The 20080-nt window shown below is 28.4% G+C and carries 14 protein-coding genes, 1 riboswitch and 1 other annotated feature; of the genes, 11 read left to right on the top strand and 3 right to left on the bottom strand.

The features are described 5' to 3' along the window. Window positions 1-103: 103 nt before the first annotated feature. The gene (locus tag ACTG47_RS14660; protein ID WP_479925099.1) at window positions 104-3448 is read left to right on the top strand and encodes a diguanylate cyclase domain-containing protein; all 3345 of its coding nucleotides are present in this window, start codon (window positions 104-106) and stop codon (window positions 3446-3448) included. Between the two features lie 104 nt (window positions 3449-3552). Here the strand turns inward: ACTG47_RS14660 and ACTG47_RS14655 are convergent, their stop codons facing one another. Both ACTG47_RS14655 and ACTG47_RS14650 read right to left on the bottom strand, forming a co-directional pair. Then, the gene (locus tag ACTG47_RS14655) at window positions 3553-4917 is read right to left on the bottom strand and encodes an amidohydrolase (protein ID WP_479925098.1); all 1365 of its coding nucleotides are present in this window, start codon (window positions 4915-4917) and stop codon (window positions 3553-3555) included. 156 nt (window positions 4918-5073) lie between these two features. Beyond that, the gene (locus tag ACTG47_RS14650) at window positions 5074-6417 is read right to left on the bottom strand and encodes an NCS2 family permease (RefSeq protein WP_479925097.1); all 1344 of its coding nucleotides are present in this window, start codon (window positions 6415-6417) and stop codon (window positions 5074-5076) included. Window positions 6418-6489: 72 nt separating this feature from the next. After that, a riboswitch (purine riboswitch) is annotated at window positions 6490-6591 on the bottom strand. A 329-nt stretch (window positions 6592-6920) separates the two neighbouring features. Between ACTG47_RS14650 and ACTG47_RS14645 the strand changes: the two genes are divergently transcribed. From ACTG47_RS14645 to ACTG47_RS14635, 3 genes are all read left to right on the top strand, one after another. Beyond that, window positions 6921-7574 (top strand): pentapeptide repeat-containing protein, encoded by a 654-nt coding sequence (locus ACTG47_RS14645; protein WP_479925096.1) that lies wholly within the window; start codon window positions 6921-6923, stop codon window positions 7572-7574. Between the two features lie 140 nt (window positions 7575-7714). Further along, complete coding sequence (brnQ, locus tag ACTG47_RS14640; protein ID WP_479927089.1) at window positions 7715-8986, top strand: branched-chain amino acid transport system II carrier protein; 1272 nt, start codon at window positions 7715-7717, stop codon at window positions 8984-8986. Window positions 8987-9188: 202 nt separating this feature from the next. Next, entirely contained in the window at window positions 9189-10376 is a 1188-nt protein-coding gene (locus ACTG47_RS14635) for a DUF3798 domain-containing protein (protein ID WP_479925095.1), read from the top strand. Between the two features lie 151 nt (window positions 10377-10527). Here the strand turns inward: ACTG47_RS14635 and ACTG47_RS14630 are convergent, their stop codons facing one another. Beyond that, window positions 10528-12552: a sigma-54 interaction domain-containing protein gene (locus tag ACTG47_RS14630; RefSeq protein ID WP_479925094.1), complete on the bottom strand. Its 2025-nt coding sequence runs from the start codon at window positions 12550-12552 to the stop codon at window positions 10528-10530. A gap of 384 nt (window positions 12553-12936) precedes the next feature. Between ACTG47_RS14630 and ACTG47_RS14625 the strand changes: the two genes are divergently transcribed. The 7 genes from ACTG47_RS14625 (at window position 12937) to ACTG47_RS14595 (ending at window position 20053) form a co-directional block, all read left to right on the top strand. Next, window positions 12937-13605, top strand: coding sequence for a nucleoside recognition domain-containing protein (locus ACTG47_RS14625; protein ID WP_479925093.1), 669 nt, complete (start codon window positions 12937-12939; stop codon window positions 13603-13605). A 1-nt stretch (window position 13606) separates the two neighbouring features. Next, window positions 13607-14092, top strand: coding sequence for a YjiG family protein (locus ACTG47_RS14620; protein ID WP_479925092.1), 486 nt, complete (start codon window positions 13607-13609; stop codon window positions 14090-14092). A 60-nt stretch (window positions 14093-14152) separates the two neighbouring features. Beyond that, window positions 14153-15274, top strand: a complete 1122-nt coding sequence (locus tag ACTG47_RS14615) for a M20 peptidase aminoacylase family protein (protein WP_479925091.1) — start codon at window positions 14153-14155, stop codon at window positions 15272-15274. Window positions 15275-15550: 276 nt separating this feature from the next. Next, window positions 15551-16741: a MalY/PatB family protein gene (locus ACTG47_RS14610; protein WP_479925090.1), complete on the top strand. Its 1191-nt coding sequence runs from the start codon at window positions 15551-15553 to the stop codon at window positions 16739-16741. Window positions 16742-16873: 132 nt separating this feature from the next. Continuing rightward, window positions 16874-17129, top strand: a binding site (T-box leader). A gap of 59 nt (window positions 17130-17188) precedes the next feature. Then, window positions 17189-18190 (top strand): aspartate--ammonia ligase, encoded by a 1002-nt coding sequence (gene asnA / locus ACTG47_RS14605; RefSeq protein WP_479925089.1) that lies wholly within the window; start codon window positions 17189-17191, stop codon window positions 18188-18190. 103 nt (window positions 18191-18293) lie between these two features. Further along, window positions 18294-18683: a YkvA family protein gene (locus ACTG47_RS14600; protein WP_479925088.1), complete on the top strand. Its 390-nt coding sequence runs from the start codon at window positions 18294-18296 to the stop codon at window positions 18681-18683. Between the two features lie 161 nt (window positions 18684-18844). Further along, the gene (locus ACTG47_RS14595; RefSeq protein WP_479925087.1) at window positions 18845-20053 is read left to right on the top strand and encodes a dicarboxylate/amino acid:cation symporter; all 1209 of its coding nucleotides are present in this window, start codon (window positions 18845-18847) and stop codon (window positions 20051-20053) included. Window positions 20054-20080: the final 27 nt, after the last annotated feature.

Raw genomic sequence — 20080 nt, 5'->3', positions numbered from 1 at the left:
TTTTGGGGGAGTAAATACATAAGTTTATAAGTAAAATAAATGAATAGTAAATATCTAAAGAAATTTATATTTATATTGTTTATTAAAAATAGGGGGAGAACTTATGAAGATACAAAAAAAAATATTTATTATTCTTATATTAGTTTCAATAATTCCATCAATAATCATTGCTGGAATCTGTATACATAAATTTACTGAAAATTCTAATGATTTGATGGAAAATAACATCAAAACAGCTACAATAATACAATCAAAACGATTAAAGAGTTTTTTTAGTCAAAAAGAGGTAACATTAAAAACGACTTCTCAAATTTCTGAAATTCAAGAGTATCTATCCAGTGAAAATAAGGAAATTTTAGATAATAGATTAAAACAAGAAAATATAAACGAGATATTAAGAGATATTAATAATAAGGAAAAGTTTTTGCTTAGAATGTCCCTTATTGATAAAAATGATGTAGTAGTAGCGTCAAGTGATGAAAATATTATTAATAAAAAAGCACTAATGTCAGGTTCAGAATTTAAAGGATTAGCACAAGATAGTTTGAAAATTTCTAATATAAATAATAAGAGGAGTTTTTATATAAGTAAAAGAAACTTTGTAATAGGTTATCCAATTTGGATTAATAATGAATATCAAGGTTTTGTATCCTTTATTGTAGATACAGACTATATTAAAAATATAATAAATGATATACCTTCTTTTAATACAGGTAAAATGATTATAATTGATTCTATAGGAAATACAGTTGCTAATGATGGTAAATATAAATATAAAAATATAATAGATGACGAAAGTTTTTTTAAAGAATGGAAGTCTAAAAATTTTAAAAAGAATCCAGATGGTTTTATAAGTTACTCTGAAGACGATATCAAAAATATTGGATATTATTCTGAAGTATCAGATGGATGGTTTATATTAAGTACTGTGGAAGCATCAGAGATAATGAAGCCAATTGACAGGGCTATATTTGTTGTACTTCTTTTTATGGTTTTAATTATAGTTTTTATATGCATAATTTCTGTATATGTAAAAAAACACTTTTTAAATCCTATGGGTAAGTTGATTGAGGGGATAGAAAAAATAAAAGATGGTGATACGAGTATAAGATTTAATCTTAATACAAATAATGAGTATGCTAAAATTACTACTGCTTTCAATAGCCTGATTGACAATATGGTCAATAATTCTGAAGAGCTAAAAAGAATAAATGATGATTTTAAAGTGCTGACTGCAAACATTCCTGGAGGAGTATATAAATACAGTTGTGATGGAAATTACATATTTAACTTTGTTAATGAAGGATATCAAAATCTATTGGGATATACAAAAGAGGAGCTTGAATTATTTTTCGATAATAAATTACTGAATGTAATATATGAAGATGACCGTGAAATAGTTAAAAATGAACTAGAAATGCAACTAAAAAATGGAAATATACTTGAAGTTGAGTATAGAGTAGTTCATTCAGATGGAGAGATACGTTGGTTATTGGATAAAGGACAAATAGTAAAAGATAAGTATGGAGATTCATGGGTATATTGTGTTGTTATTGATATTACATCAAGTAAGTCGGCGCAAGAACAATTAGATGTAAGTGAAGAGTGCTATAGAATTGTTATGGACCAAGATAATAACATTGTCTTTGAATGGAATCTAAATACAGATACAGTAAACATTTCTGACAAATGGGAAAAGAAATTTGGATACAAACCAGTAAGAAATAATCTAATTGATAACATGTTAGAAAAAGAAATGATATACAAAGATGATATAGCAAAGTATATAGAACTTTTTACTAGAGCTATGGATGGTGACAATGAATATAATGAAACAGAACTTAGATTTAGAAAAGGAAAAAATGAATATATTTGGTGCAAAGTTAGATTATCTAGTATTATTGATAAGTATAATCAATGTACACGAGTTATAGGTGTTGTTGCAGACATAGACAAAGAAAAAAGGAAAAATGATGAACTTAAAAATAAAGCACAGAGAGATTTACTCACAGGATTATATAATAAAATTACAACAGAAGATTTAGTTAGAACTTATTTAGAAAATGAAGGCAAGGAATGTAGTAGTGCATTGTTTATAATAGACGTTGATGACTTTAAGGGGATTAATGATAATCTAGGACATTTATTTGGAGATGCAGTTTTAAATGATATAGCATCTAAGTTTATAAATATATTTAGAGAAAGTGATATTATTGGACGTATAGGAGGAGATGAGTTTTTAATTTTTCTAAAAAATTTGAATTCAGAAGAAATATTAAAACAAAAGGCAGATGAATTAATGAATTTATTTAGACGCTCATTTACAGGGAAAAATAAAGGCTATAAAATCTCTGGAAGTATAGGAATTGCTATTTATCCTCAACATGGTAAAAATTTTAATGAACTTTTTAGAAGTGCAGACAATGCATTATATGTTGCAAAAGATAAGGGAAAGGATTGCTATTGGATATGTGAAAGTAATAGTCAATCTATGGATAGTGAGATAATAAGGACTAAAAACTTTACTTCTGTATTAGGAGGAGAAGAAGATATTGATGAAGTATATAAAACAAAATCTACATTTAAACAAAATCTTTCTGAGTATATATTTAGAATTTTATATGAATCTAAAGATGTTGATACTGCAGTAAATTTTATCTTGGAACTGGTTGGTAGGTCTTATAATGTAAGTCGTGCATATGTATTTGAAAATTCAGATGATAGTACTTATTGCAGTAATACATTTGAATGGTGTAATGATGGAATTGAAGCAGAAATAGAGAATCTTAGAGAAGTATCGTATAGTTTAATTGGAGATTATAAGAAATATTTTAATGAGAGAGGAATCTTTTATTGTAAAGATATATCTACACTTAATGGTGAATTATATGAAATATTGAAAGCACAGGGAATTGTTTCTATGTTGCAGTGTGCAATCTTAGATGAAGGCGAATTCAGTGGTTATGTAGGATTTGATGACTGTAATGGAAATAGGTTTTGGACAAAGGATGAAATAGAATCTTTAACCTTTATATCAGAGATATTAAGTGTATTTTTGATTAATAAACATAAACAAGATAAATTAATGAAATCTTATGAGACTACAAAAGTAATTATGGACAATTTGAATTCATGGACTTATGTAATAAACAAAAATACTTATGAACTATTATTCATAAATCAAAAGACCTTAAGTATTGCTCCAAATGCAAAGATAAATCAATTATGTTATAAGGCTTTTTGGGGGAGAGATGAGCCATGTGATATTTGTCCAATGAATGGACTTAATGAAGAAAAAAGGTCTTGTACAATTGAGATATATAACGATAATCTTAATGTTTGGAGTAGTGCAAATGCTTCATATATAGAATGGAATGAAGAAAAAAGAGCTTGTCTAATGTGTTGTAATGATATAACTAAGTATAAAGTTAATGAATGCAAAGTTTAATATATAACTAAATTATTTTTAAATCAAATAAAAACAATTGTTTTGTATATATTATGTATAATCAAAGCTATATATTCATATATACAAAACAATTGAAATTTGTATTATTTTATTATTTTAAATTTAGAAGGAATTTTAACTTCTGCTTTTTCTTTTATTTTAGAAGCTTGTTCTTTAACTTTGTTTAACAATTCAGATTCATTTACAACTAATACATTTCTTTCTTTCATTAGCCATTTACCATCACAAATTGTAGAATCTACATTTTCACTAGTCATAGAATAAACTATATTCCCAATTGGATTATGCATTGGTAAAGAATGAATTGTATCTGGATTTAGAATAATCATATCTGCTTTTTTTCCTACTTCAAGGCTACCAATTTCTTTTTCTAATAGAGCGCATTTTGCTCCATTTATAGTAGCCATTTCTAATACTTCTTCAGCAGGAATAACTGTTGGATTTAAAGTTCTACCTTTATGTATTAATGAAGTTAAATACATATCTCTCATAAGGTCCATTCTATTATTTGAAGGTGCTCCATCAGTACCAATTGAAACAGGTATCCCTTTTTCTAACATTTCAGGAATTGATGCAAACCCTAGAACTACTTTCATAGCTGCAGCTGGATTATGAGAAACTTTTACATCATGTAATCTAAATAAATCAATCTCTTTATGAGTAAGCCAAACTGTGTGAGCAGCTAAAAGATTTGGACCTAATACACCTAACTTATCAAGATATTCAACTGTTCCAACTCCATTATTTTGTTTTACAAATGAAATCTCATCAGCTATTTCAGCAATATGCATATGTATACCAGTATCATACTTGTCAGCTAGTTGTTTAGTTCTAACAAGTAATTCTTCTGTTGTATTAAAAATAGTTCTTAATGCAAACCATATCTTGATTCTTTCATTAGATGTATTATTAAATTTATGGAATAAGTCCAATTGAGTATTGATTTCTTCATCAGTAGTTCTTTGCCATGCTTTAGGAAGACCATCTCCTGTATCCATAACTGATTTAGCTAAACACGCTCTAAGTCCAGTTTTGTCAACAGCTTCAACCATAGCATCTACATATTGACCACCAGATTCTAAAAATGTAGTAACACCAGATTTTATCAACTCAATACAACATGCAGTGGATGAAATTAATGAATCTTCATAATTAAAGCTACTTTCAAATGGCCAGATTCTTTCTCTAAGCCAAGTTAAAAGGACAACATCATCTGCAAGACCACGTTCTAATTGTTGGGATAAATGAACGTGTGTATTTACTAATCCTGGCATTAATATTTTTCCTTTAGCATCGTATATCTCGGCATCTTTATCAGCAATATTGCTATCAAATTTGCCAACCTTTTTTATAATGTTATTTTCAATAAGTATACTTCCATTCTCGTATACTTCTCTATCTGCATTCATAGTAATTAGATATGCATTTTTTATAAGTAATTGTGACATAAGTATCCTTCCTCTTTTACATATTTTTGTATCCACATATTATGATAATAAATTTTCTATACAAAGTTAATAGCAAAATCAATTTTATATATAAAATTGATTTTGCTATTAATAAATTAAAAATAAATAAGATTTTATTTTATATATTTTAAAATATTAACTTAGAACTAAGTTTACAACTGCAAGTAAACCTATAACCCAAAGTGTAATACTGATTTTATTAGTTTCTTTAGCTACAACATGCATTATTATATATGAAATAAATCCAAAGCATAAACCAATACTTATACTATAAGTTAAAGGCATCAATAAAACTGTGACAAAAGCAGGTACTGCTATTTTACTATCAGCAAAATCAATTTGTTTTATACTTTCGAACATGAAGACACCAACCATGACAAGTGCAGGTGCTGCAGCGTAAGTAGGAACTATACCAAGTAATGGTGTGAATATAAGTGTGGCTAAGAATAATGCTGCTGTTACTACAGAAGCAAGTCCAGTTCTTGCACCTGCTGCTATACCAGAAGCAGATTCTCCAAATGTTGTAACTGTACTAGTTCCTAAGAATGAACCTATTAAAGTAGAAGAAACATCTGCATATAACATTTTTCCTAAATCTTTTATTTCACCATTTTCATCTTCAAGACCCATTTGTTTACAACAAGTAATAAGAAATGCTAATGAATCAAACATATCTATAAACATGAAAGAGAATATAGGTCCAATTAATGAGAATTTTAATGCTCCTACAATATCTAATTTAAAAGCAATTGGTGCTATACTTGGTGGTTTTGAAATTATTGCTGTTGGTAATTCTACAAATCCAAATATAATAGCTATTATTGTTGCAACAACTATACTTATTAATATTCCGCCTTTAACTTTTTTATATTCCAGTATTGCCATTAAGATAAGAGCAAAAAGGGCTATTAAAACTGTTGGTGTAAAATCTGCAAGTGAAACTATAGTATCTGGGTTTGCTATTATAACACCCATATTTTTCAAACCAACAAAAGCAAGGAAAAGACCTATACCTGCTGAAGAAGCTACTGCTAATTCCCTAGGAATTGCATCTGCAATGGTCTTTCGAAGCCCTGTTACTGCGAGTGTAAAGAATACGCATCCAGATAAAAAGACTACCCCAAGACCTGTTTGCCATGGTATTCCTGCTCCTATAACCAAAGAGTATGTGAAAAATGCATTTAATCCCATACCAGGTGCTAGAGCGAATGGTGCATTTCCTAAAAGTGCAAATATAAGTGTACCAATGGCTGTAGCTAATATAGTAACAGTTATAAGTGCGGCTTTATCCATACCAGCTTCAGATAATATAGCTGGATTTACGAAAACTATATATGCCATTGTTAAGAATGTAGTAACCCCACCTATCACTTCTGTTTTAAGATTAGAGCCACGTTCGCTGAATTTAAACATTTTGTCTAAAAAGCTTAATGATGAATTATTTCCATCTGGTTGTACATTGTTAGTGTTTGGTACCATTTTTACCTCCAAAAAACTTTAAGATATAAACAAAAAAATATATATTCATATAGATAGAATAGAATATATATTCAAAGTTGACATTCTATTCATAGAAAACTCATTTAAGGTGAGTTTGTAGAAACTATTAGACCATATTACTAATATTATATGAACATTTTCTATTTGTTTTTCTGTTGTATTATATCGTAATATTGTATTATTTACAATAAATTTAATAAAATTATTCGTTTTTTTGTCGATTTTATAAAAAATTAAGGTTATTTATTGTTGGAAATTATTATCTTTAATAATAAAATATTTACAGGTAGAGTACTAGTTATATTCAAATGACTTATACTATTAATGGAAGTTTATTATAAATAAGTTTGTGATATAATTATAAATGTACTGAATACAAGAATATTTCGTAAAAACTTTTTAATATATTAAATATATATATTAAGTTAATATATTTAAATAAAATACAGATAAAAAGAATATAATTTATAGTGGAGGGGAAAATGACTAAAATTATTAAAGTACAAAAGCCTAAATTTAAAGAGGAATTAGAAACTATTGAAAATCTTGAAAATATGATTGATGATATACTTAATGATGAAAAAATATTTAATAAAATTATAGAAAATGAAATTATAAGTGATTTAGATGCTATAAGGGTTAGTTTTGAGTCTTGTATATTTAGAAATGTATCTTTCGAGAATTGTAACCTAAAAAAGATTGATTTACTTGATGTGGTATTTGAAAACTGTAATTTATCAAATACATTTTTTGATGAAGGAAGTATCTATAGAGTTGAGTTTAAAGACAGTAAATTGATAGGAGTTAGATTTGATGATTGTATACTTAAAAACGTTTTGTTTAAGGATGTTTTAGGTAAGTATTCTAACTTTTCCTTCTCTAAATTTAAAATAGTTTCTATTTTAGATTCAAATTTTGAGAATTCTGTATTTCAAGAAGTAAACAATGATAATCTAGTATTCGAGTATACAAATCTTAAAAAAGCGAATTTTAATGGAACTAAACTTTCTGGTGTAGATTTTACTACTAATAATATTGAAGGGATTGAGGTTGGAATAAATGATATTAGAGGAGCTATTTTTGATGTATCACAAGCAATTGATTTAACGAAATTGATGGGAATTATAATAAAATGAAAAAAATATTCATAAAATAAATTGGGAAAACGTTAACAATATGTGATTTTTTACCAGATTGACATTTTTCTGAAAATAAAGTAAGATTATCTTAATATTCAAAATATTTTCAAAGGGGGTAGTTTGGTGTGAGTAAGCAGATGAGAGATATTTTTGTAGTTGGTTTTGCTTTATTTTCTATGTTCTTTGGCGCAGGAAATCTTATGTTCCCTCCATTTTTAGGAATGGAATCCGGCAAAGACTGGTTAATTCCTCTTGTTGGCTTTGTTGTTGCAGATGCTGGTATAGCAATGCTTGTTATTATAGCAACAGCAAGATGTAAGGGAAGCATGGATGATGTACTTAGGAGAGCAGGTAAAGGCTTAGCAAGAGTAATGAGTGTAGCTGCTCTAGCGTGTTTGGCACTTCTTGTTATACCAAGAACTTGTGCAACAACATATGAGATGGGTATTATACCTATATTTGGAGACCATGGACCAGCAGCTAAAGCTATATTTTCAGTGATTTTCTTTGGATTAACTTTAGCATTTACAATTAGGTCTTCTAAGGTTATAGACATAATAGGTAAGTATTTGACTCCAGCGTTATTATTAGTATTATTTGTTTTAATAGTAAAAGGTATAATTTCACCAGCAGGACCTATGAGTCCAGAGCATATGATAGATAAAAACCTATTTGGTGAAGGTATATCACAAGGTTACCAGACAATGGATGCTCTAGGGGCAGCCTCTATGGCAACTATAATGTTAATGTCTATAGTGGGCAAAGGATATACATCAGATAAGGACCAAATAGGAATGACTATTAAAGCTGGCTTTGTAGCTTGTGTATTTCTAGCATTAGTATATGGTGGTCTTACTTATTTAGGTGCAACAGCTTCAACATTATATGATACTAGTATACCTCAAGCATCTTTATTGGTTGAAATAACTAGTATACTATTATATGGTCAAGTAGGAAAGATAATTTTAGGTATAATTGTAGCACTTGCCTGTCTTACTACTTCTACAGGTTTAACAGCATCAATATCAACTTATTTTGAAGGAATAAGTAAGGCAACTTACAAACAACTAGTTATAGGTATATGTGTGGCTAGTATGCTTATATCAAATTTAGGTGTTGATTCTATAATAGCTATATCAGTTCCAATATTGCAAACTATATATCCTGTTTTATTAGCAATAGTTATCATGGAATTGGCTGGTAAAAATATAAAAAATGATAATGCATTTAAAGGTGCAGCATATGTTACGTTAGTGGTTAGTGTATTATCAGCTATAAATGGAATGACAGGAGCTATTCCATTTATACAAAGTTTACCACTTGCAGGTTTGGGCTTTAACTGGGTAATACCAGCTATATTGGGTGGAATAGTTGGTAACTTCATAAAAAGCAATAAACAAGTAGCATAATAATTTGTAATTAATTTAATTTTATAATATATAATTTTTTAGTACTATGGGTAGGTTTAATCAAAACCGAATCTACCCATAGTACTTTTTAGATTGAAGTATAATAGTGTGTATATAATTTTTTTATAATATAATTTTTCTTTGAAGTATGATAAAATTAGTAATAGTGATAAGAAAGTACAAATTTAGGAGGTTTTAACTAATGCTTAGAAAAATAACAGCATTTATGCTATCTATATGTTTAATTATTGGACTTACAGGCTGTAGTTTGATTGCAGGCAAGAAAGATAAAAAGGAAATTATAGATGACTTTAAAGTTGCAGTAGTGACTCAACCATTATCTGAAAACAAAGTACAATATAATATAGTAGAAAGTCTAGCAAAAGAGTATGAAGAAGAGAATAAAATTGATAAAGACAAAGATGGTAAAGCTAAAGTTAAACAAACTATAAAACATGTTGTATTACCAGAAAACTTTACTTCTAATATAGATAGCTCTATAAATAAAATAGTAAAATTAGCTGATGATAAAGAAATTCAGGCAATTGTAGTATCTACAGACCAAGCAGGCCTTTTACCAGCTTTACAAAAGGTAAAGGAAAAGCGTCCAGAAATAATAACTATTTCTGCTCCTATGGGAGATGACAAAAATCAATTAAGCCAGTATGTTGATGTAAACTTGGGGGCTAATATAGAGGAAAGAGGAAAGTTGTTAGCAGAACATTCAAAAGAAATGGGAGCAAAGGCTTTCATTCATTATGCTTCTAAAGATGACTTGAAAGATGCTAATATAGCCAAAAGATTAGAAAAGATTAAAGAGACTTGTAAAAATATAGGACTACAATTTGTACAAGTGGATACACCAAACATGAATACTGAAGAAGATAAAAATAAAGTTAAGCAGTTTTTAAATGAAGACATTGAAAAACAAGTTAAAAAATATGGAAAAGACATAAATGTATTTGGCGTAAATGCGGTTATGGATGAAGTTATATTAACTAAAGGTTTAGAGTTAAAGTATATAGTTGCAGAGCAAAGTAATCCATCACCAACGCAAACATATCCTGAGGTTATGGGACTAAAAATATCTAAAAAAGATGCTCAAAATTATAATAAAATAAATGATATGATAAGTGAAAAAGCTAAAGCTGCTGGTATGTCAAATAGACTTGGAGGATATCCTATGCCAATGGATGCTTTTATACCAGCATTAGCAACCCATCTTGCTACTGAAATGGTAAAGGGAGACTTAACACAAGAAGATGTAAGTGCTAGAGATTATTTAGAGGGATTTGTAGAATTAAAATTTGGTATTGGTTCAGAATTTACACCTTTAACAGAGGTACTTTATAATTATCAATTAATAGTCTTAAATCAATTAATATATTAATATTAAAAGCTATGAAATTAGTAATAAAATACTAATTTCATAGCTTTTTGTGATAATAAATAAGTTTGATTATTTAATATGAAGATTTATAGAAAAACAAAATCTTAGGATTATATAAAACTTGATAAAGTAAATATGAATTACTATAGGTTTAAATTATATTATTTTCTATTATTTTTATGCCTTTTTCAGTTAAAGAGGAGCCTTTTCTTCCTTTGCTAGAAGATAAGTATCCATTGAGTGTTAAATATTCTAACATACTTCTTACCTCATATTCTGTGACATTATATTCCATAAATTTCATTAGTTTTGTTCTTCCCATAGGTTTCATATATAATGATTTTAAAATAGAAATACATATATTTTTGTCATATTGACTTAAATCACTAAATATAGAGATATTATTTGATGTAGGATAATTATTTAATTTTGAAGATATATTTTGAGGTAAATCATTTATTGTAAGATAATTAGAACCCATATAAGCCATATATTCAATACAATTTCTCAATTCCCTAATATTACCCATCCAAGTGTAGGAATTTAAAGCATCTAAAAGATACTTATCTAGTTTAACATTTTTATAAGGAAGTTCTTTTAAAAATGATTCTAAAAGAAGTGGAATATCTTCTAATCTATTTCTAAGAGGAGGTAAGTCCAAAGTAAACATACTTATTCTATAAAATAAATCCATCCTAAATTTATTTTCTATAATTAATTTTTCTAAATCTTTATTTGTGGCAGCTAATATTCTTACATCAATTGGAATAATGCCTGTACCACCAATTTTTCTGATTTCTTTTTCTTGTAAAACTCTCAGAAGTTTAACTTGTAAATTATGTGGCATATCTCCTATTTCATCTAAAAATATAGTTCCAGTATGAGCTAATTCAAACAATCCTTTTTTCCCACCTTTTTTAGCACCAGTAAAAGAACCATCTTCATATCCAAATAGCTCACTTTCAAGTAGCTCACTTGGTAATGAAGCACAATTTATAGCTACAAAAGGTTTATTTTTTCTATTTGAATGATTGTGTATTGATTGGATGAAGGCCTCTTTACCTGTACCTGTTTCACCTGTTATTAATATAGGATTATCTGTAAGAGACATTTTCTTTGCCTTTTCAATACAATCTTTTATAACTGAGCTATTTCCAATAATATTATTAAACTTGTATTTAGCTACATAACCTCTTTTAACAGAATCACTTCTTATTTTCTGTTCTAATATCTCAATATCATTTACATCTTTTAATGTAATTAAGCAACCTTCTATATTTTTATAAAGGTAAAATGGTTTTTTAGAAAGTATGAATTTTTTATCTATTTCATCTATGTATATAATCATATTGTCTATGTTTAAGTTCTTCGTAATTTTATGTAAAAAATTCTTTGGAAGATAATCCATTAAAGAGGGAGATTTTATAAATTTTTCATCTAGTTCCAGCATGTTAAGTAAGGATTTATTTACAAAAGTAACTTTGTTGAAAGTATTAAAAAATATTAAACCATCCCCTATTTCATCGATAGTCATGTAAAGTATTGTTTTTAACTTAGATATATTATCTAATGATGTATTTAAAAAATCATGACTCAGTGTTTCCTTAGATAATTTATATAATCTTTCTATAAATTTTTCATTCTTTAATTTTAATACCACAAGTAATGACATATATGTATCTAATGAGATTTTTCTCCATCCTAAGTCAACTATGTTTTTTATGTATTTTGGAATAAATCTAATTTGACCTGGTGTTATAGCTGTATCCAAATCATATATTTCATCACAATCTGGATATGTTGGTACAAAATCTATATGATTTATACCAATCTTATATAGATAAGTAGCCATTTCAAATGCAGATGTTTTATTAGTTGTCATAAGTAATGATTTTGTGCCAGGAGGTAATTGCATCATCTTTTCATATCCAAGTTTTGAAAGTGCTTTTGTTCCATGAATAATCTCAATATCTTCTTTAAAATGTTTTATTAAAAAATTACTAGTTAAAGGTGATAGAGAAAGCACAACATCTCCTTCTAAATTTTCTTTTATGCCATCGATTATATTTTGTGTTTCTATGATTATCTCATCTCCAAAAAAGTTTATTAACTCTTCTCTGTAATGATTGCTATTTAATTTATCGTATGTTATAAGGATTAATTTCTTTTTATCCATTTTATTTCTCCTAACAAAGTAGTATTTATTTTATTTTTTAAAGTACAAGGTAAGTTATATTATACAACAAATAATATGATAAATTTAGAGATTTGATTAAAAAGGTTTTTATAGGATTTTATCCTATAAAAACCTTTTTTATAAAAATATTTTGATAAATAACTAAGACATGTTTTTATATTAAGAAGTATATTTTTATAATCAATAAAGAAAATAATGTATTTAAATACTTTAAAAGTTAGTAATTATAAGTGATTTGTTATATGGAATAAATTTACAATAAAAAAATGGATATAAAGACCTTATTATTAAGTTATTGGCATAACTTTTGCTTATTAAAGAGATATACTAATAAATTTTATTTAAACAGGGGGGAGAATTTAAATGAGCAAATTGGAATTAACAACAGAAAAAGTAGAAGTAAAATGGTATGGATATGTAGCATTAATCTTGGGTGCACTATTCTTTTCAGGAATATTCAAGGATGCGTCAGGTCCATTAAAAGTATTGGATTTTAACAATGTACTGGGTTCTTTTGGTACGTTAGGAACAGTTAATGATGGTGTAGGCACATTAGCTGCAAATTTTAGAGGTGATGGAGGTACTGGTCCTAGAGATGGATGGCTATACGCTTTGACACTAATACCATCTGTTATGTTTGCACTAGGAATAGTTAGGGTTATAGACCATTTGGATGGGATGAAGGCAGCTCAGAAGCTTCTTAGCCCACTATTAAAACCACTATTAGGATTACCTGGATTTGCAGGATTAACTTTGATAGCTAGTTTACAATCTACTGATGCAGCTGCATCTATGACTAAAGAACTTAAAGATGATGGATATATAGACGAGAAACAAAAGGCTGTATTTTGCGCATTTCAATTTTCAGGTGCATCAGCAATCACAAACTTCTTTGCTTCTGGAGCTGCATTGTTTCCATTTATCGGAGATGTTCCAATATTTATACCACTTGCTTTAATATTAATTATGAAATTTGTTGGAGCAAACTTACTTAGACTATATTTAAATAAATTTGACAAGGAGGAAGCTTAATATGAGTGAGGTAGCAAAAAAAGAAGCAAAAGCTAAAAAGGGGAATGTGATAGATGCATTTATTGGAGGGGCTAGAAATGGATTTCAAATAAGTACAAATTCAATGGCTCCAAATGTTATCTTTGGCTTTGCTATAATTTCTATATTTAATTTAACAGGTCTTTTAGACTTGATAGGGACAATATTTACACCTGTAATGAGTATATTTGGACTTCCAGGTGTTGCGGCGACTGCAATAATGACAATATTTATATCAATGGGGGGAGCATCTGGAGTAATAGCAGGTCTGTTTACAGCAGGTCAGATAAGCCAAGCACATGTTGCAATTCTTTTACCAATGTTATTGCTTTCAGGTGCCCAGATACAATTTATGGGCAGACTCTTAGGAACTGCTGAATTAAAGACAAAATATTATCCACATATGTTTGTGATAGCAACTTTAAATGGTTGTATTGCAATGCTTATAATGAATTATTTTGTAGTATAGGTAGTTATAATAAAAATTTACTATAAACATAAGATTTACATTTTAAGGAGGAATTATATTATGGAAACTAATAAAAATTATATTGAGTATGTACATAGTGTGTATGATTATTTACATACTATACCAGAAAAAGGATTTGAAGAATATAAGACATCTGAGTTTGTTTTAAAAGAACTTGAAAAAATGGGTTTTGAAAATATTCATAAAGGTATTGCCGGAACTGGTATTATAGTAACTATAGATTCGAAAAAAGAAGGGCCAGTATTTGCTATAAGAGCAGATATGGATGCATTGGAATTTATAATAGATGGAGAAAAGAAAATGATACATGCTTGTGGGCATGATGGTCATACTTCGATGCTTTTAACAGCTGCAAAATTAATAAAAGAAAGAAATCTAGTAAAGATAGGAACTTTAAAAATACTTTTTCAACCAGCAGAAGAAAAGCTATATGGTGCATTAAGAGTAATTGATTCTGGTTTATTGGATGATGTAGAAGAAATGGTAGGTATGCATTTAAGACCTGGACAAGATTGTAGATTGGGAAAGGCGATACCTGCAATGTATCATTGTGCTAGTTGTATAATGGAATTTACTATTAAAGGAATTACTTGTCATGGTTCTAAACCACACTTGGGAGTAAATGCAGTAGATGCTGTTTGTTTAGCAGTAAATGCAATAAATGCAATAAGAGTAAATCCAGCTATACCAAATTCAATAAAAGTAACAAATATATCAGTTAAAGGAGAAACATATAATAATATACCAGATGAAGCATTTATGGCTTTAGATATAAGAGCAGAAAGTAATGAGATAATAGAAGAATTAAAAGAAAAAGCCATACATGCTATAAAAACTGCTGCAAATTCTATAAATGCAGAAGCTATGTTAATTTCAAAGGATGGAGTACCAGCAGCAGAATTTGATGAAGAACTTGTGAACTTGGCTGAGGAAACTATAAAAGATGTATTGGGAGAAGATGCATCTATAGGTATATTTAAGAATTCTGGTGGAGAAGATTTTCACTACTACACACAAAAACTAAAATGTAAAACTACATATATTGGATTGGGGGCTGATGCTACACCAGGATTTCACAATCCAAATGTGACATTTGATACAAAAGCTTTGGAATATGGAGTTGATATATGGTGTAGATTAGTTGAAAAGAGATTGGGGTAATATCTAAACTAATGATTCTACATTTACAAATTTAGAAGTTATAGAAAAGATTGCTTATGTCAGTTGAAATATAATTAATATGAGCAATCTTGTTTTAATATAGTGAAACTATTTTTACAACATTGAAAAAAACTATAACGATAAAAATAAGTATATTTTAAATCTATTGGACAAAAAAGTGTTACTATTATAATATGTAGAATTGTAAAATAGCACCAAATTACATCCAGTTATATACTTAATAATTATAAAATTTGTATTTTTAGGAGGAGTAAAATGAGTAAATATAATTTTGACCGAGTAATAGATAGAGTAGGGACAGATTGTGTAAAATGGGATTTTAGAACTAATTGTTCACCAAAAGCTCAAAAAGATGGTTTACCTTTTTGGATTGCAGATATGGATTTCGAATGTGCAGAGCCAATAATAGAAGCATTACATAAAAAAGTTGACCACAAAATATTTGGATATAGCTCTAATGATAGTGAGAAATACTTTAATGCAGTTTGTGGTTGGTATAAAAGAAGATTTAACTGGGAAATAAATAGAGAAGATATTATTTTTAGCCCAGGAGTTGTACCAGCGGTTGCTATTTTAGTAAGAATATTAACAGATTCCAATGAAGGTGTAATAGTTCAGAAACCAGTGTATTATCCATTTGAAGCCAAGATAAAAAGTAATAATAGAGAAGTTGTAAACAATCCTCTTATATATGAGAATGGGACATATAGAATGGATTATGCTGATTTAGAAGAAAAGGCTAAGTGTAGTAGTAATAAAGTACTTATACTTTGTAGTCCTCACAATCCAGTTGGAAGAGTATGGAGAGAAGAAGAATTAAAAAAGGTTGTAGAAATATGTAAAAAATATGACTTATGGATAATAGCTGATGAAATACATTCTGACTTAATTAGAAAAGGATTTAAACATACACCTTTACAATCATTATGCCCAGAGTACAAAGATAAGATAGTTACATGTATAGCACCAAGTAAAACGTTTAATCTAGCTGGAATGCAATTATCCAATATAATAGTGAATAATAATGAATTAAAAAAGAAATATCAAGAAGAAGTCACAGCTGTTGGAGTTGGAACTTCACCAAATCCTTTTGCTATTGTAGCTACTATAGCAGCATATAATGAAAGCGAAGATTGGGTCGATGAATTGAATGAATATTTAGATAATAATATAAAATTTATTGATGAATACTTAAAAGAAAATTTACCAAAAGTAAAACTTGTTTATCCAGAAGGAACATATTTAGCATGGTTAGATTTTACTGCCTATGGTTTGAATGAAATAGAACTTGAAGATTTAATGTTTAAGAAAGCTAATGTATTATTTGATGAAGGCTATATATTTGGAAAGCAAGGAATAGGATTTGAAAGAATAAATGTAGCATGCCCACAGTCTTTATTAAAAGAATGTATGGATAGATTAAAGTCTACATTTGAAAATTTATAAGTATAGGTAAAAAGTTATAGAGTGTAGAAAAATAAAAAAATATTAAACTTGACAAATTTTAACTAATCACTTATCATACTATTATGAATAAATAGAAAACATAAGAGAGTGAAATTTTATTAGATTAAATTCTTAAAGACTTTGAAAGGAAGAGTAGTTATAGAATGTAGTTAAAGCGAGTTGGTGATGGTGTGAGACCAATATGAAGTCTATAATGAAGAACATCCTGGAGTTGCTAACCGAAATTTTAAAATAGTAGGCTTAGTCGGAACCAAACCGTTATCAGATTGGGATGTATCGAGTAATATCTGTACATTATGAGCTGGGTTTAAATTTATTTTAAGCTAATCAGGGTGGTACCGCGGAAAGATAACCTTTCGTCCCTTTTATATAGGGATGAAAGGTTTTTTTAATGGAAAAATATATAAATATAGGGAGTGAAATAATATGAGTACAATAATACCAAAAAATTATAAAAGCAGTTTGAATGTAATTGATACACAAGTAGCTATAAAAAAATTAAAAGATTTTTTTGAAATGAGATTGAGTAATGAATTAAATCTAATAAGGGTTTCTTCTCCATTATTTGTATTACCTGAGACTGGTGCAAATGATAATTTAAATGGAGAAAAGGCTGTAAGTTTTGATATACCATTTATGAGTAAAAATGCAGAAATTGTTCAATCACTTGCAAAATGGAAGAGATTAGCCCTTAAAAAATATGGTTTTGAAGTTGGCAGTGGTTTATATACAGATATGAATGCTATAAGAAAAAACGAAGAATTAGATAACATACATTCTCTTTATGTAGACCAATGGGATTGGGAATTGGTGATAGATAAAAGTAGTAGAAATGAAAAAACTTTAAAAGATGTTGTAAAAAGACTATATGGAGTATTTAAGGATACTGAAATATTTGTATGTAGTATGTATGAGGGAATAAAAGAAATATTGCCAGAAGAAATAACTTTTATAACATCACAAGAGTTAGAAGATATGTATCCAGAATTATCTCCAAAGGAAAGAGAAGATAAAATTGTAAAAGACAAGAAAGCTGTATTTATAACTCAAATAGGAAAAACGCTAATATCAGGAGAAAAACATGATGGAAGAAGTCCTGATTATGATGATTGGGAACTGAATGGAGATATATTATTTTATAATCCTATTTTAGATTCTGCACTAGAACTGTCTTCAATGGGAATTAGAGTTGATGAAGAATCTCTTGATAGACAATTGAAACTTGCTGGATGTGAAGAGAGAAAAGAGTTTGATTATCATAAGATGCTGTTAAATGGTGAACTTCCATATACAATTGGTGGAGGTATTGGTCAGTCAAGAATATGTATGTATTTCTTACAAAAGGCACATATAGGAGAAGTACAGGTTGGAGTATGGCCACAAGATATGATTAAAAATTGTAGTAGTGCAGGAATTGAATTGTTATAATTTGAATATATACTAGTTGATAAAATTTATATATAATATACTCATCAAATTAATTATATCGGTTATAATGTAGAATAACCTATAATTATAAGAGGTGATAAATATGGAATTTCTAAAAAGAGTGGTTAATATAATTTTAGATTTTTTTAAAAAAATTTTAGTGAGATTTAAAAATGCTAAATTTGGTTTGCTTTTTATATTTGATTTACTTAAACTACCTGATTTTATGACTGATAAAAGAATCAATATAGTTTATAAAGTAAAAGTAGTTTCTGTTTTAATTTTTACTATATCGTACTTTGTATCTGGCATTGATATAATCCCAGAGATGCTTACTGGAGCATTTGGATTTATAGATGATATTATAGTATTAATTTGGAGTATAGGTATTGTGAATGAAGAAATTAATAGATATAGAAATATTACCAAAAAGGATAAACATTCAAATATAATTGAAAATGTAGAATTTTCTATAAAAGATGAAGAAGAATAACAATTTATATATGTTATTCTTTTTTTTATTAACAAAAAATGGTTAAATTGTTGACGGAGAGATAAAACTCTATTATCATAATAAGTGGATATCCAATATTTAACTAAGTATTCAATGTACAAGAGTACTTAATTTAAAAAAGTTAAGGAGGGTAAAATATTATGAAAAAGAAAATAGGTTTAGTGCCCAAGCTAATCATCGGTATCATAGTTGGTATTTTAATCGGGAGTTATGCACCAGAAATAATAGTACAAATATTAGTAACAGTTAGTACTTTATTCTCAGCATTCTTAAAGTTTGTAATACCATTTATAATTATAGGGTTTGTAACAGCAGGTATAGCAGATTTAGCAACAGGTGCAGGAAAATTATTAGGAATAACTACAGCAATAGCATATGGTTCTACTTTAATCGCAGGATTATTATCATTTGCAGTATCTATGTTAATTTTCCCAAATTTTATTGATGCAAGTGTAGCAAGTCAAATTGGAGACCCAGAAGCGGGAATGTTAGCTCCAATCTTCACTATTCCATTAGAGCCTATGGTAGATGTAACAGCAGCAATTGTGTTTGCATTTGTAATGGGACTTGGAATATCAGCTTTAAGAAATCATGGAAAAGGAGAAGTTTTATTTAAATTCTTCCAAGAATTCCAAGAAATCGTAACAAAAACGTTATCAACAGTAATTATACCTTTATTACCTTTATACATAGCAGGAACTTTCGCAAATATAACTATAGCAGGACAAGTATGGACAATATTAGGTGTATTCTGGAAAGTCTACTTAGTAGTAATACCTTTACATTTTGTATATATGGCATGTCAATTTACAGCAGCAGGAGCGTTTTCAGGAAAAAATCCAGTAAGAATGTTAAAAAATCAAGTACCTGGATATTTAACAGCTATAGGTACTCAATCTTCAGCAGCAACTATACCAGTTAATGTTGGTTGTGCAGAAAAAAATGGAGTAAGTAAACAAATCAGAGAATTTGTTGTACCTCTTTGTGCGACAATACATTTATCAGGTAGTATGATATCAATAACAGGATTTACAACAGCAGTTTTAATGATGAATGGTATGCCACATGGAATAGGTGTATTATTCCCTTATATTGCAATGTTAGGTATAGCAATGGTTGCAGCACCAGGAGCACCAGGTGGAGCTATAATGAGTGCACTTCCTTTCTTACCAATGGTTGGAATACCAGCAGATGGTGGTCTTGCAAGTTTAATGATAGCTTTATACTTAACTCAAGATAGTTTTGGTACAGCATGTAATGTATCAGGAGATAATGCAATAGCAGTAGTTGTAGATAAAATAAATGATGGAATGAGTAAAATCGGAAAAAAAGAAAATCAAAGTGCTTAATTTATTAATAAACCAAAATGAGTTATC

It is taken from the genome of Clostridioides sp. LIBA-6622 (assembly GCF_056716095.1).
Note: the sequence above shows the minus strand (reverse complement) of the source record. Positions and strands in the feature narration are given on the sequence as shown.